This is a genomic window from Acidovorax sp. 62, from assembly GCF_002754495.1.
Classification (GTDB): domain Bacteria; phylum Pseudomonadota; class Gammaproteobacteria; order Burkholderiales; family Burkholderiaceae_C; genus Acidovorax.
The window spans coordinates 2044990-2058301 of the sequence record NZ_PEFJ01000001.1 but is presented as its reverse complement, the minus strand read 5'-3'; the positions used below and the strand labels follow the sequence as shown (position 1 = coordinate 2058301).

13 protein-coding genes are annotated in these 13312 nt (G+C 64.6%); 3 read left to right on the top strand and 10 right to left on the bottom strand.

Annotated elements, in window-relative coordinates; all coding sequences use genetic code 11:
* Positions 1 to 19 precede the first annotated feature (19 nt).
* The 5 genes from CLU86_RS09155 to mfd form a co-directional block, all read right to left on the bottom strand.
* Positions 20 to 421: a carboxymuconolactone decarboxylase family protein gene (locus CLU86_RS09155; RefSeq protein WP_099655773.1), complete on the bottom strand. Its 402-nt coding sequence runs from the start codon at positions 419 to 421 to the stop codon at positions 20 to 22.
* Complete coding sequence (locus CLU86_RS09150) at positions 348 to 827, bottom strand: MerR family transcriptional regulator (RefSeq protein WP_099741402.1); 480 nt, start codon at positions 825 to 827, stop codon at positions 348 to 350. Before CLU86_RS09150 ends, CLU86_RS09155 begins: the two co-directional genes overlap by 74 nt.
* A gap of 314 nt (positions 828 to 1141) precedes the next feature.
* Positions 1142 to 2122, bottom strand: coding sequence for a tripartite tricarboxylate transporter substrate binding protein (locus CLU86_RS09145; protein ID WP_099741401.1), 981 nt, complete (start codon positions 2120 to 2122; stop codon positions 1142 to 1144).
* A 203-nt stretch (positions 2123 to 2325) separates the two neighbouring features.
* Complete coding sequence (locus CLU86_RS09140) at positions 2326 to 3000, bottom strand: hypothetical protein (RefSeq protein WP_099741400.1); 675 nt, start codon at positions 2998 to 3000, stop codon at positions 2326 to 2328.
* A gap of 79 nt (positions 3001 to 3079) precedes the next feature.
* Positions 3080 to 6553 (bottom strand): transcription-repair coupling factor, encoded by a 3474-nt coding sequence (gene mfd / locus CLU86_RS09135; protein ID WP_099741399.1) that lies wholly within the window; start codon positions 6551 to 6553, stop codon positions 3080 to 3082.
* A gap of 96 nt (positions 6554 to 6649) precedes the next feature.
* On the opposite strand from mfd, the gene CLU86_RS09130 reads away from it, so the two are divergent.
* Together CLU86_RS09130 and ispF are read left to right on the top strand one after the other, a co-directional pair.
* Positions 6650 to 7477 (top strand): 2-C-methyl-D-erythritol 4-phosphate cytidylyltransferase, encoded by an 828-nt coding sequence (locus CLU86_RS09130; RefSeq protein ID WP_099741398.1) that lies wholly within the window; start codon positions 6650 to 6652, stop codon positions 7475 to 7477.
* 76 nt (positions 7478 to 7553) lie between these two features.
* Positions 7554 to 8033, top strand: a complete 480-nt coding sequence (gene ispF / locus CLU86_RS09125; protein WP_099658678.1) for a 2-C-methyl-D-erythritol 2,4-cyclodiphosphate synthase — start codon at positions 7554 to 7556, stop codon at positions 8031 to 8033.
* A 350-nt stretch (positions 8034 to 8383) separates the two neighbouring features.
* Here the strand turns inward: ispF and CLU86_RS22620 are convergent, their stop codons facing one another.
* From CLU86_RS22620 to ompR, 5 genes are all read right to left on the bottom strand, one after another.
* Positions 8384 to 8809 (bottom strand): hypothetical protein, encoded by a 426-nt coding sequence (locus tag CLU86_RS22620; RefSeq protein ID WP_143226692.1) that lies wholly within the window; start codon positions 8807 to 8809, stop codon positions 8384 to 8386.
* A 48-nt stretch (positions 8810 to 8857) separates the two neighbouring features.
* A complete protein-coding gene (locus CLU86_RS09120; RefSeq protein ID WP_099741397.1) occupies positions 8858 to 9547 on the bottom strand; it encodes a tetratricopeptide repeat protein in 690 nt (229 codons plus the stop codon).
* A gap of 15 nt (positions 9548 to 9562) precedes the next feature.
* The gene (locus CLU86_RS09115; RefSeq protein WP_099741396.1) at positions 9563 to 9895 is read right to left on the bottom strand and encodes a hypothetical protein; all 333 of its coding nucleotides are present in this window, start codon (positions 9893 to 9895) and stop codon (positions 9563 to 9565) included.
* 183 nt (positions 9896 to 10078) lie between these two features.
* Entirely contained in the window at positions 10079 to 11608 is a 1530-nt protein-coding gene (locus tag CLU86_RS09110; protein WP_099655766.1) for a sensor histidine kinase, read from the bottom strand.
* A 6-nt stretch (positions 11609 to 11614) separates the two neighbouring features.
* Positions 11615 to 12346, bottom strand: a complete 732-nt coding sequence (gene ompR / locus CLU86_RS09105) for a two-component system response regulator OmpR (protein ID WP_010460834.1) — start codon at positions 12344 to 12346, stop codon at positions 11615 to 11617.
* Between the two features lie 229 nt (positions 12347 to 12575).
* On the opposite strand from ompR, the gene CLU86_RS09100 reads away from it, so the two are divergent.
* Positions 12576 to 13301 carry an SIMPL domain-containing protein gene (locus CLU86_RS09100; RefSeq protein ID WP_099741395.1) on the top strand — a complete coding sequence of 242 codons (726 nt, stop codon included), beginning with the start codon at positions 12576 to 12578 and terminating at the stop codon, positions 13299 to 13301.
* The last annotated feature ends 11 nt before the right edge of the window (positions 13302 to 13312 follow it).

Below are 13312 nucleotides of genomic sequence, written 5' to 3'. Positions count from 1 at the left end.
TGCGCCTTTGAGCAGGTTCTTATGCGGCAGCTGCGCTGGCCTCCGCCCCCGCAAACACTTCACGCGCTGCGGCCAGCCCGTTCAGCGCGGCCGGAAAGCCCGCGTAGACGGCCATCTGCATGAGGACTTCGACAATCTCTTCGCGGGTGACGCCGACGTTCAGTGCTGCCTGCAAATGCACTTTGAGTTGGGGTGTGGCGTTGCCTAGTGCCGTGAGCGCGGCCACCACGGCGATCTCGCGGCTGCGCAGGTCCAGGCCGGGGCGCGAATAAATGTCGCCAAACGGGAACTCGATCAGATAGCGGGCGAAGTCTGGCGCAATGTCGGCGAGGCTTGCCACGACGTGCTCACCGGCTTGGCCGTCGATTTCGCGCAGCTTGGCGAGGCCCTGGAGGTAGCGGGGGTTGGTGTGTGGAGACATGGGGGCTTCCTTGGCGGGTGGACGATGGTGTGTGGCGAAGGGAAGCTTCCAGGCCCTGGTAGTGCCCGATCTTGTCTTGCAGCACCTGCGCGGCTTGCTGCATCGCAGTGATCGTTGCCAGCACCTGCGCAAGATGCTGCTCCAGCAGTTCGCGCCGCTGCGAGGCGGTTGCATTCCCCTCGCTGCGCAGCCGTGCGAAGGCCTGCATCTGCCCGATGGGCATGCGGGTCTCGCGCAGGCGCAGCAGGAATCCGATCCATTCCATGTCCGACGCCGCATAGCGCCGCTGGCCGCCGGGCGCACGTGCCACGGGGGCAATCAAGCCCGCGCGCTCGTAGTAGCGCAGCGTGTGGACGGACAAGCCAGTGCGTTGAGCGACGTCGGTAATGGTGAGGAGGGATGCCATGGGAGGAATTCTCGAAGTTGGAGTGCACTCTAAGTCAAGCCCTTTGAACAGGCTCTTTGAGCGCCTTACCCAAATCAGCGCACCAGCCCTGACCCCTCGGCCCATCGCAGCCTGTCAACGCATTGCAAGCCCAAGGGCAAACCGGGGCAGCGACGCCATGGGGCGGGGTGCCGCTTTTCCCAGGTCAGTGGGGGTTGGCGGGCTATCGCTGTGGCACAGAAGGGGTAGGGGGCGCCGCCCTGCGCAGGCTGCGCCAGTCTTTGCCCCTTGCGCCGAAGCCATGCGGGCCTGCCCGCTTGCCACGCAAGGGCGCTTTACTGCGGCACCAGCCCCGCCGCCTTCACCAGCTCGGCGTGGACCTTGATCTCCTGCGCGATGGCGTCCTTGAGCTGCTGGCTGGTGCCTGGCGCCACCTCCATGCCGCTGGCGGCGAGCTTCGCCCGGGTGTCCGGGTCGGCCAGGGCGGCGTGCGCTGCGCGCTGCAACTTGTCGATGATGGGCTGGGGCGTCTTGGCCGGGGCGAGCAGGCCCACCCAGGCGGAGAGGTTCATCTCTGGCGCACCCGCTTCGGCCATGGTGGGCGTTTGCGCCAGGGTGCCGGTGCGTTGCGCGGCCATCAGCCCCAGCGCGTGCAGCTTGCCCGACTGGATGTGCGGCAGCGCCTCGGGCAGCACGGCAAACAGCATGTCCACCGTGCCCGCCAGGGCGTCGTTGATGGCCGGGGCGCCACCCTTGTAGGGCACGTGCAGCAGATCGGTCTGGGTGCGGGTGGTGAACATCAGCCCCGCCAGGTGTTGCGGGCTGCCGTCGCCTGATGAGGCATAGGTCAGCTTGCCCGGTGCCGCCTTGGCGGCGGCGATCACGGCGGCCACGGTGGGAAACTTCTGCTTGTCCTTGACCACCAGTACCATGGGCTGGTTCACGAACTTGGTGATGGGCACGAAGTCGGCCTCGGGGTCGTAGGGCAGGGTCTTGAAGATGCTCTTGTTCGTGGTGAGGAACGACGCGGGCGAGACCATGAGCGTGTAGCCGTCCGGCGCCGCGCGCGATACGAGCGGCGTACCGATCTGGCCTGAGGCCCCCGCCTTGTTGTCCACCACAAAGGCCTGGCCCAGTTCGGCCGCCATCTTCTGTGTGACCACGCGCGCAATCATGTCGGCACTGCCGCCTGCTGGCAGGGCCACGATGACTTTGACGGGGCGATCGGGGTAGTTGCCTTGGGCCGAGGCAGTGGCTCCCGAGCACAGTGCCACCAAGGTGCAGGCCAGGGCCGGGATAAGACGCAGAAAGGGCATGGAACAACTCCCAAAGGTAGACGAACACACAAGCCGGGTGCGCCCGCTGATGGGATGGCTGGCGTCCCCCGTCGCGGAGAAACCGCGTGTTCCACTCTCAAGCAATTCCTGCACCAGACAGGTTTCGCCTGCTGGGTGGTGCCCTTGGCGTGTCTTTGCGTGCTTCTCTTTTGATAGCTGCTAGCGCTTATTGAATAAGCGCTTCAGCCATTTTTTGCGTGCAGGTAGAGATCATCCGACCAGGTGGCCAACCACCCGGGCTTGAAGGTCACGAACACCGCACACAGCATGCCGGTGACCACCGCATCCCCCCAGGCCATCAGCCAGCGGGCGACCAGCGAGAGCTGATCGCCCACACCCGGCAGCGTATGGCCTGCCCATTGCGACAAGGTTCCCGCCACAAACAGGCACAGCGCCGTGCCCAAAAAACCCCGGCCCAGCACATACACGAAGGCGCGCACGCCCGCGAGCGGCCGTGCCCCCGCCAAGCGGCGCAGCACCACGCCCAGCAGCAGCGCCAGCGTGGCAGGCACCACGCCCTGCCACACGGCCATGCCCAGAGCGTCGTCCCACGCCAAGCCGGGCGAAAGCAACGCCGCGGTGGCGCCCACCGCGAGCAGCGTAGGCACCGCCAGCGGCCAGCCCAGCATGAGCAGCACCAGGCACGCGCCGGACCACTGCAGTTGCAGCGGCATGTGGTGCAGCGTGGGCAGGGCCCAGGCCCAGGGCAGCAAGACAAGGGTGGCGAGCAGCGGCGTCCACAGCGTGGCAGGCACGCCCTGCGCCTCGTGCGCCAAGGGTTGGCGGCTGACCAGCAGCCGCCAGGGGCGGGCCAGCAGCGCGGCAGCCAGGGCGATCAGGGCCAGAGCAGCTTCCATTTGAGTACTATGATTTTGATAGCTTGTAGCGCTTGATGGATAAGCGCTAGGGGCTATTTTTATTCATATTTTTGAGGCGCTACGCCGCCACCGGCTGCCCCAGCGAGCGCAGGATGTCCCGCACCATCTGCGCGCGGTCCTTGGGGTCTTTGAGCTCGCGCTCAATGCGCAGCTTTTCGTTGCCCGCCAGCTTGATGTGCTTGTTTTTCTGGATCAGCTCGATGATGCGCATCGGGTCGATGGGCGGCTGGGGCTTGAAGGTGATGTTGATGACGCCAGGGGCCGCATCCACCTTGACCACGCCGTAGGGCTGGCTCAGCACGCGCAGGCGGTGCACGTCGATGAGGGTCTGGGCCTGCGGCGGCAGCTTGCCGAAGCGGTCCACGATCTCTTCGAGCAGGCCGTCGATCTGGTCGGGGTTCTTGGCCGTGGCCAGCTTCTTGTAGAACGACAGGCGCAGGTGCACGTCGCCGCAGTAGTCGTCGGGCAGCAGGGCGGGGGCGTGCAGGTTGATGTCGGTGGTGACGGACAGAGGGCTGAGCAGGTCCGGCTCCTTGCCGGCCTTGAGCGCCTTGACGGCTTCATTGAGCATCTCGTTGTACAGCTGAAAGCCCACCTCCAGCATGTTGCCGCTCTGGTTCTCGCCCAGCACCTCGCCGGCGCCGCGGATCTCCAGGTCGTGCATGGCCAGGTAGAAGCCGCTGCCCAGTTCCTCCATCTGCTGGATGGCATCGAGGCGCTGCGCGGCGTGCTTGGTCAGGCCCTCGGTGTCGGGCACCATGAGGTAGGCGTACGCCTGGTGGTGGCTGCGGCCCACGCGGCCGCGCAGCTGGTGCAGCTGTGCCAGGCCGAACTTGTCGGCGCGGCTCATGATGATGGTGTTGGCCGTGGGCACGTCGATCCCGGTCTCGATGATGGTCGAGCACAGGAGGATGTTGTAGCGCTGGGCCACGAAGTCGCGCATCACGCGCTCCAGTTCGCGCTCGGGCATCTGGCCGTGGGCCACGGCGATGCGGGCCTCGGGCAGTATCTCTTCGAGCTTCTGGCGGCGGTTCTCGATGGTCTCCACCTCGTTGTGCAGGAAGTAGACCTGGCCGCCGCGCTTGAGTTCGCGCAGCACGGCCTCGCGGATCACGCCCGTGCCCTCGTTGCGCACAAAGGTCTTGATCGCCAGGCGCCGCTGCGGCGCGGTGGCGATGACCGACAGGTCGCGCAGGCCTTCGAGTGCCATGCCCAGCGTGCGCGGGATGGGCGTGGCAGTGAGGGTGAGCACGTCCACCTCGGCGCGCAGGGCCTTCATCTGCTCCTTGTGGCGCACGCCAAAGCGGTGCTCCTCGTCGATGATCAAGAGACCCAGGTTGTGGAACTTGGTGGATTCACTGAGCAGCTTGTGCGTGCCCACCACGATGTCCACCGTGCCGTCGCCGATGCCCTTGATGGCGGCGGTGATCTCCTTGCCCGAGCGAAAGCGCGAGACCTCGGCCACCTTCACCGGCCATTTGCTGAAGCGGTCCACCAGCGTCTGGTAGTGCTGCTCGGCCAAGAGCGTGGTGGGCGCGAGGAAGGCCACCTGCTTGCCGCCCGTGACGGCCACGAAGGCCGCGCGCAGCGCCACCTCGGTCTTGCCGAAGCCCACATCGCCGCAGACCAGGCGGTCCATGGGGCGGGGGCTGATCATGTCCTGGATCACCGCATGGATGGCGGCGTTCTGGTCGGCGGTCTCCTGAAAGCCGAAATCGTTGGCAAAGGTCTCGTAGTCTTGCGGGCTGTAGCGGAAGGCATGGCCCTGGCGCAGTGCGCGGCGGGCGTAGATGTTGAGCAGCTCGGCCGCGCTGTCGCGCACCTGCTCGGCTGCCTTGCGCTTGGCCTTTTCCCACTGGCCGCTGCCCAGCTTGTGCAGCGGCGCCTCGTCAGCGCTGACACCGGTGTAGCGGCTGATCAGCTGCAGCTGGCTCACAGGCACATAGAGCACGGCCTTGTCGGCGTATTCGAGGTGCAAGAACTCCTGCATGGCGAGCGTGCCGTCGGGGTTCTTGTTGCCCACGTCCATGTTGACCAGGCCCCGGTAGCGGCCGATGCCGTGGGCGCTGTGCACCACGGGGTCGCCCACGTTCAGCTCGGCCAAGTCCTTGATCAGCGCCTCGACGTCACTCACCTGCTCCTGCTTCTTGCGCCGGCGCGTGGTGGGGCCGGCGGCGAAGAGCTCGGTCTCAGTGACGAAGTCGATGCCGTCCTCGACCCAGCTGAAGCCCACCGTGAGGCCGGCGGTGGCGATGCCCACCTTTTCGTCGGCCGTGCCCTGGAACTCGGCCAGCGAGTCGAAGGCCGGCGGGTTCACGCCGCTGGCGCGCAGAAAGTCGAGCAGGCTCTCGCGCCGGCCATCGCTTTCGGCCAGCAGCAGCACGCGGTGCTGGGTGTTGCGGATGTGGGCGTGCAGGCGGGCCAGCGGGTCTTCGGCGCCGCGCACCACCGACAGGTCGCCCAGCTTGTGGAAGTGCGGGTTGTCATCCACGTCCTGCACGCCGGGGCGCAGTGACAGTTGGGCGTGCTCATTGGCGCGGGTGTAGAACTGGTCGGCCGAGAGAAACAGCGCCTCAGGCGGCAGCGCCGGGCGCTCGGGGTCGCCCTGTACCAGGCGGAAGCGGTCTTTCGTGTCCTGCCAGAAGCGCTGGAACGCCGGCTCCAGGTCGCCGTGCAGCACCACGGTGGCTTCTGACCCGAGGTAGTCGAACACCGTCGCTGTTTCGTCGAAGAACAGCGGCAGGTAGTACTCAATGCCGGCCGTGGCCACGCCCGCGCCCATGTCCTTGTAAATGCGGCTCTTGGTCGGGTCGCCCTCCAGCATCTCGCGCCAGCGGCTGCGGAATTTGGCGCGCGCCTCGTCGTCCATGGGAAATTCGCGGCCGGGCAGCAGGCGCACCTCGGGCACGGGGTACAGGCTGCGCTGGCTGTCGGGGTCGAAGGTGCGGATGCTGTCGATCTCGTTGTCGAACAGGTCCACCCGGTACGGAACCAGCGAGCCCATGGGAAACAGGTCGATCAGCCCGCCGCGCACCGCGTATTCGCCCGGGCTCACCACCTGCGAGACATGGCTGTAGCCCGCCAGCGTGAGCTGCGCTTTGAACTTCGCCTCGTCGAGCTTTTGCTTGACTTTGAAGTGGAAGGTGTACCCCGCCAAAAAGGACGGCGGCGCCAGCCGGTACAGCGCGGTGGTGGCGGGCACCAGCACCACGTCGGCCCCGGTGTCCTTGTCCTTCTGGCTGATGCGCCACAGCGTGGCCAAGCGCTCGCTGATCAGGTCCTGGTGCGGCGAGAAGGTGTCGTAGGGCAGCGTCTCCCAGTCGGGGAACAGGGCGCAGCGCAGCCCGGGGGCGAAGAACGCCATTTCCTCGATGAGGCGCTGCGCATCGGTGGCATCGGCCGCCACGATGGCGGTGGTGCGCCCTGCCGCCTTGTCGCGTTCGGCCAGGCGGGCCAGCAGCAGAGAGTCGGCGCTGCCCACGGGGCGGGGCAAGGAGAAACGTTTACCGGGAGTGAGTTTGGGGAGTTCCATGCGGGACGGTGTCTGCAGCCCCGGGGCACCCCCTGGGGCGCGGTGCGCGCACGGGCCGGGTGGATCGGGGAGTGGAGATTCTAGAATGAGCCCCTCATGACTGCACCGCTCCTGCCCACAGCCCCTGTTCCTTTGTCTGCCCACGGCCGCTTTTGGGGCCTGGTGCCCTGTGCGGGCATGGGGCTGCGTGCGGTGCCTGCAGGGGGCTCTGCAGGGGCAGTGCCCGCAGCACAGGCGCTGCCCAAGCAGTACCACCTGGTGGCAGGGCAGCCCATGGTGCTGCACACCTTGGCCGCGTTTGCCGGGGTAGGGCGCCTGCTGGGCACCCTGGTGGCTGTGGCGGCGGGCGACCATTTTCTGGACGTTTATGCACACCCCTCTTTCTTTAAGGTGGAGTGTGGGGGCCCCACGCGGGCCGATACGGTGCTGGGCGGGCTCAGGGCATTGCGGGAGCGGGGCGCGCAGCCTGAAGACTGGGTGCTGGTGCACGACGCAGCCCGCTGCCTCGTCACCACCGCCCTGATCGACACCCTGATCGATACCTGTGCCAACGATGGGGTGGGAGGGCTTTTGGCGCACAAGCTGGCCGACACCCTCAAGACCTCCATCGACGGCCCCGGTGGCGTGCGGGTGGCCACCACGGTGGACCGCAGCGACAAGTGGCTGGCGCAAACGCCGCAGATGTTCCGCATCGGCCCGCTGATGGCCGCCATCGAGCGCATTGGCCCCAGCGTGACCGATGAGGCCAGCGCCATGGAGGCCATGGGCCTGCACCCCCGGCTGGTGCCTGGTGGCGCGCAGAACTTCAAGGTGACCTACCCGGATGACTTTGCACTGGCAGGTGCCGTTTTGGCCCAGCGCGGCCACGGCACCACGCTGGAGCGCTTTGGCGGCCTGCGTGGGTTGCCCCCCACGGGGGCCTGAGGGGCGCTGTCGGCGCTGTGGCGGCAGGTTGCTGTTTTCCTTTTGATTGGCCCTGCAACGGGCAGAGAGCGATGTGATGAATTTCAGGATTGGTGAGGGTTGGGATGTGCATGCCTTGGTGCCTGGCCGCCCCTTGGTCATTGGCGGGGTGACGATTGAGCACAGCATGGGCTTGCTGGGCCACTCGGACGCCGATGTGCTGCTGCACGCCATCACCGACGCCATCTTGGGCGCCGCTGCGCTGGGCGACATTGGCACGCACTTCCCAGACACCGACCCTGCATTCCGTGGGGCTGACTCGTCGGTGCTGCTGGCCGAAGCAGGCCGCCGCGTGCGGGCTGCAGGGTTTGAGATTGCCAATGTGGACAGCACCGTGGTGGCCCAGGCTCCACGCCTGGCAGCCCATATCCCCGGCATGCGCGCCTGTATTGCGCAGGCGCTGGGCCTGGCACCCGATCAGGTCAACGTGAAGGCCAAGACGGCCGAGCGCCTGGGGCCGGTGGGCCAGGGCCTGGCGATGGAGGCGCGTGCGGCCACCTTGGTGTACCGCCGCTGAGTAGATGGGGCGAGAGCGCTTGGTGTGCTCCTTGCCAACAAAGTCTGAGACAGTCATACGGGCGCGGTGAGGCGTTGCAGGACGATCTTTCGCTGCAAACGTCTGAAACAGGTGCTCCTTGGGGACTCACCTATAAGCAGTCGCGGCATCTATGTCTGAGACAGCGCGAAGGTCCGTTTCAGGCTCATAAGCGACGGGGCCGCGAGTGAGTACTATCGGCCAGGAGCAGCCGGTCACTGCAAATGAAAGCGGACGTTCAACGTCGAGGTGATGGGCGCCAGAGCGAAGCGAAGGGAATCACAAGCGCAGCTTGTGACCATCCCGCGCGACTGCAGTGTTAGGCAAGTGCCTCATGTGCCCACGCCCTCTGCGTACTTAACTATGGTTCGGTGGCCCCATACACTTGATATGGCACCAACACTAAAGTCTTTGGTTTTACTTTCGAGTTCTTGCAAGGCGGAAGAGCCGATATGAGCGGCGACATTACCAACAATTGGAGTGTTGTTCTCTTTGAAGCAGCCAATGTGTAGCAACGCGAACTGCTTGACGGCCAACGAGGGCGGCAACTCATCAGTGCTTGCGTGCTCCACAACTGCATCAAGAAGCCCGCCATAGAAGTAGCTCCTCTTTCCTTGTGCGCCGCAAAGAAAGGCAAAAGGCACGAACTTTCCGTCGCTACGCGGGATAAAGCAAAAATCACCTGGCGTTAGTTTCGCTGTACTTACGGGGATCACGGCAGCCTCGTTTGCATAACGTTTGACATTATGGGCGTCCAAGAGCGATAGCTCTAGAAAGCCCCTCGATGAAGGTTTGACCTCACTGACTCACCGCTTCTGTCCGTATAGTTTTGCGTATTCAGCGGCCAGCTGACGAGCTTTTTTTTGTTGCGCCGTGTCGAGGATTGTGAGCAGCTGAGCGCGGTTCTTGACGGACTGAGGATTTCCAGCGGAAGCCGGCATGTCGATCCAGGCAAAGGCCTGAACATAGTCCAACGGTACGCCTTGGCCTTGAGCAAAAAGTAGCCCGTATTCGTTCTGTGCTTGCGGCAAGCCTGCCTCCGCAGCTCTTCGATACCAGGACGCGGCCTTCTCGTAGTCTTGCGGCACAGCGCTGCCCTTTCGATACGCCTGCGCAAGATTGAACTGAGATTGAACATCACCCGCTTCTGCGGCCTTTTGGCCGTACTGGAATGCGACCTTCTGATCTGCAGGAACGCCATCCCCATCTGAATACATGAGGGCTAGGTTTGCCAGCGATGGCGGATAGTTTGCTGCCGCTGCTTCCTTGAAGAGAGAGACCGCCTTCTTCAGATCGCGTTCCACCCCGTGGCCTTGGTAATAAAGACTTGCCAATAGGTGCTTGCCGACCGCGTTTCCTTGGTTGGCGGCAGCCGAGAACTCTTTGAGAGCTACTGCGTAGTTGCCGGAGTTGTAGGCGGCAATCCCATCATTGATAGCGGCGGATACGGGCAAAGACATTGCTATTCCAAGGGCGAGGGCAAGCAGTCGGTGCATGGTGTTGGGTGAGATCTAACGGATACTTAAAGGCACGAGGATTTCTGAGCCCACGAGTTCGACAGTCACGACCTTCTCATCGAGGGCCTGAGTCGCAATGTTTTCCATATAAGCCACGGTGTCGCCTGGTCCGCGTGCAGTCACGGGGAGTGACGTGTCATTGGCAGTCAGCTCAAAGCTCATCTCTTCTTGGGCCGCGATGGAACTACTCCCAGCCCATTCAAGTGGACCGAAAAGTCGTTCCGCAAGCCGTGCATAGGCGGCTCCATCGAACTCTTCGTCTGCTTCAATTTCATCCACGGAACTAGGGCGGCCATGGGTCTTGATGAGAATGAAATCCAGGCTCATTGATTTGCTTCCTTTAGTGTCTGCCTCTGGCCGACAGTACGCATTCGCCGTAGATTAGTGGATGACGGCAACCGCTGCATAGTGATCGCTACCACTGGGCCATGTGTCTCAGACTCTATTGCCCGTGAACCCTTGGGCGATCCCTCATGAGGATCGCCCGCTGCGCTGCCGTGGTTGACGTGGTCAGGCTTGGTCTTGCGCCCGTTTGCGGGGCAATTGGCGCTTGATGGCAGGGCGCTGCAGGCGCTGCTTGGGGTCCACGCCTGCGGGCAACTCGGTGGCCCGCTGCAGCTGGATGTGTGCTACCAGCCCGCCGGTGCTGGAGTTGGCCAGCGCAAAAATGCCACCCATGCGCTGCACGGTCTTGTCCACAATCGACAAGCCCAAGCCCGCGCCTGCTGCCGCCGTGCGGGCCGAGTCGCCCCGGAAAAACGGCTTGGTGAGGTTGGACAACTGCTCAGGTGGCACGCCCGCGCCGTGGTCGCGCAGCTTGAGCAGCACCCAGCTCTCGCGGCCCTTGGCGGCAATGTCCACGCTGGTCACGCCGGTGTCGGCAGCTTTGCCGTAGCGGCGGGCGTTTTCTAGCAGGTTCGAGATCACCCGTGCCAATTCCACTTCGTCGGCCAGCACGTTCAGGTCTTCGGGCACCTGCATGGTGATTTGCAGCTCCCGGTGGTCTTGTACGGCATAGACGCACGATGACACCACCGCGTGCAGATTCACCGGGGTCAGCGTCACATGGTCGGGGCGGGCGTAGTCCAGAAACTTGTCAATGGTGGCGTCGAGCTGAACGATGTCGGCCACCATGTGCTCGCGGGCAATGTCGTCCGTCACGCTCATCTCGGTTTCCAGCCGCAGGCGGGCCAGGGGCGTGCGCAGGTCGTGCGAGATGCCGGCCAGCATCACGGCGCGGTCTTGCTCCAGCTTGGCCAGCTTTTGCGCCATGCGGTTAAAGCCGATGTTCACCTCGCGGATCTCGCTGGTCACCACCTCCTCATCGAGGTGGCTGGCGGCAAAGTCGCCGTCGCGCACGCGGTTGGCGGCATACGACAGTTGCTTGAGCGGGCGGTTGATCAGCCGCGCAATGGCAGCTGCCCCGGCCAGAGACAGGGCTCCGGCGGTGATGAGCCAGATGAGCCAGGTGCGCCCGCCTGCAGGGCTGAAGCGCGAGCGGTCCATCAGCAGCCAGTTGGGGTCGCCATTGATGTTGAAGCCCACCCACAGGCCGTTCTCGCCATTCACGTTCTGGGCCACGATGGTGTCGGGGCCCAGGCGGGCGGTGAGTTCTTCGGTCAGGCGGTTGCCCAGGGCGTTGCCATCGAGCAGCGTGAATTTGTCGCCCGGCTCGCGGGGCAGGATGCGCACGCCTTCCTGGTCGGCCATGGTCTTGATGAGCGAGACGCGCGCGATGGCGTCCGAGTGCACCAGGGCGGCCCGGCTCAGGTTGACCAGCGAAGCGATTTGCTGGGCCGTGTGCAGGGTGCGGGGTTCAAACTCCAGCGCACGCAAGGTTTGCAGCCATGCCAGGATGCTGCCCACCAGCAAGAGCGCCAGCAAAAAGAAAGTGCGCCAAAACAGATTCAGACCCACGCGAGCGCGTTGCTCGCGTGCGATGCGCAGCGACGACTCCAGCGGTGCAGGGCTGGTGGCGTCGGCGGGCGGTCCTTCGTGTGTGCGCCTGCGGGGCCTGGGCTTGCCTTCAGGCTTGTTCATCGTGAATTAGCTCGTTCCGTCCGGTACAAAAACATAGCCCACACCCCACACGGTCTGGATGTAGCGGGGCGCCGCAGCGTCCACTTCCACCAGCTTGCGCAGGCGCGACACCTGGACGTCCAGGCTGCGGTCAAAGGGCTCAAACTCGCGCCCGCGTGCCAGCAAAGCCAGCTTTTCGCGCGACAGCGGCTGGCGCGGGTGGCGCACCAGGGCCTTGAGCATAGCGAATTCACCGGTGGTCAACGGCAACTCTTCGCCGTTGCGCTGCAAGGCGCGGGTGCCCAGGTCAAACGTGAAGGGGCCGAAGGTGACCACTTCGTTGTCGCCCGATGGGGCGCCGGGGGCTTCTTGCGCGGGGCGGCGGCGCAGCACGGCGTGGATGCGGGCCAGCAGCTCGCGGGGGTTGAAGGGCTTGCCCAGGTAGTCGTCGGCACCCACTTCCAGGCCCACGATGCGGTCCACGTCCTCGCCCTTGGCGGTGAGCATGATGATGGGGGTGCGGTCGTTGGCGGCGCGCAGGCGGCGGCAGATGGACAGGCCGTCTTCGCCAGGCATCATCAGGTCCAGCACGATGATGTCTACGGTTTCGCGCAGCAGCAGGCGGTTCAGCGCCTTGCCGTCTTCTGCCACCATGACTTCAAAGCCTTCTTGCGTCAGGTAGCGGCGCAGCAGGTCGCGGATGCGTGCATCGTCATCCACCACCAAAACTTTGTCGGTGCGATTGGTTGTAGTGGCCATATTGCTCTCAAGTCCAATTTGTAACAGAGCCGATTCTGACCAAGTTGGGCGCCGAAGTTCGGCTTTTACCCCCGGGTTTGACCAACTGTTACAAGTTTTGCCCCAGCGTCAACCCTGTCTGACACAGCTTTGCGGCGCGCGCCTACACACTGGGGGTTGGCGTGCGGATAGGCGTTTTGGGCATGGTGCCCAAGCGTGCTGTTCACCGCACCTGAAAGGTCATGGGTCGATGAAAAATGCTATTCGTTTGGTAGCTGCCAGCGCTTTGCTGGCAAGCGCTGGGGCTGTTTTTGCTCAAAATGGAGCGGCCGTGGCAGTTGCCGCTGAGCCGCGCAATGTGGTGCAGTTGTCTGCCGCAGGGCTGGTGGAGGTGCAGCAGGATGTGCTGGTGATCACCCTCACGGCCAGCAAGGACGCCCCCACGCTGGCTGTGGCCCAGACGCAGCTTAAGCAGGCGCTGGATGCGGCCCTGACGGAAGCCAAGGCCAGCGCGCAGGCCGGGCAGATGGACGTGACCACGGGCTCGTTCAGCCTGTCGCCGCGCTATAGCAAGGACCAGAAGATCGTCGGTTGGCAGGGGCAGGCCGAGTTGACGCTACAGGGGCGTGATTTCGCTCGCATCACTACCGTTGCAGGCAAGCTCCAGACCATGGCGGTGAGCAACGTGATGTTCACCCTATCGCGGGAGTCCCGTGCCAAGGCCGAGAGCGAGGCCCAATCCCAGGCCATTGAGCAATTCAAGAGCCGTGCAGGGGAGTTGTCGAAAGCCTTTGGCTTTGCGGGCTATGGGCTGCGCGAGGTGAGCGTGTCGGGCCAAGGCATGAGCGTGGCGCCGATGGGCATGCGACTGTCGCGCGAGAAAATGGCGTCGTTCTCTGCGGATGCCCCTGTGCCCGTGCAGCCAGGGCGCGAGCAGGTCAGCATCAGCGTGTCGGGCACGGTGCAGATGCGCTGACCGGGACGTTG